The sequence below is a fragment of the Nocardiopsis salina YIM 90010 genome (assembly GCF_000341025.1).
Taxonomy (GTDB): domain Bacteria; phylum Actinomycetota; class Actinomycetes; order Streptosporangiales; family Streptosporangiaceae; genus Nocardiopsis; species Nocardiopsis salina.
Window position 1 is genome coordinate 1 of sequence record NZ_ANBF01000269.1, and the last position, 671, is coordinate 671.

At 70.3% G+C, this 671-nt stretch carries 2 protein-coding genes; both read right to left on the reverse strand.

Annotation, left to right across the window (positions count from 1 at the left end):
• Positions 1-223 (reverse strand): DUF6507 family protein (locus D474_RS0127110; RefSeq protein WP_026118842.1); only part of this gene is annotated, 223 nt, incomplete at its 3' end.
• A complete protein-coding gene (locus D474_RS0127115; RefSeq protein ID WP_017616605.1) occupies positions 220-564 on the reverse strand; it encodes a hypothetical protein in 345 nt (114 codons plus the stop codon). The genes D474_RS0127110 and D474_RS0127115, both read right to left, overlap by 4 nt.
• Positions 565-671 lie beyond the last annotated feature (107 nt).

Genomic DNA, 671 nt, shown 5'->3' on the forward strand with positions numbered 1-671 from the left:
GCCCCTTGAGGAACATGGACTCGGTGCGCTCGGCGTAGTTCTCGAAGAACCCGGCCAGAGCGGTCTCCACGGGCGGGCTCTTGGCGTTCTCCAGCGCCATGTCGAGCCCGCTCGAGGTGGAGTCGATCACCTCGGACAGCCCTCCGCCCTCGGTGCCGAGCTGGCCGTCGTAGACGTTCAGCACCCCGTTGACGCCGTAGACGTCGATCTTCCAGGTGCTCACCGCTCACCCCCGGTCCTTCGGGCCTTGCCGGAGAGCCGGTCGGGGCGGAACAGGGCTCCGTCCGAGCCTTCGCCGTTCCAGGCCTCCGGGTTGTCCGCGTGGTCAGAGCCGTCGCGCGCGGTCGCGCCGTGGATCTGAGACTCGTTCCGCAGGTGGTGGTCCCAGGCGTGGGCGCGCAGCTGTTCCAGGCTGGACCGGGTGTCGTCGACGGCGCGGCGGTACCGGCGTCTGAGCCCGGGCTCCTCGGGGGCCTCGGCGGCCGCGGAACCGACGGGGGCAGGGGTGGTGGCCCCGTCCACGCCGGTCTCGTCGTGTTCCGGGGGATCCAGATCGAACTTCACGGGGGCTCCGTCCGAACGGGGGTGCTGTTTCGGAGACCGCGCCGTTGCGGTCGGTCATCACTCCGTGGGGGAAGACGGCACCTGTGGGCAGAAAGTTCACCGAGTGC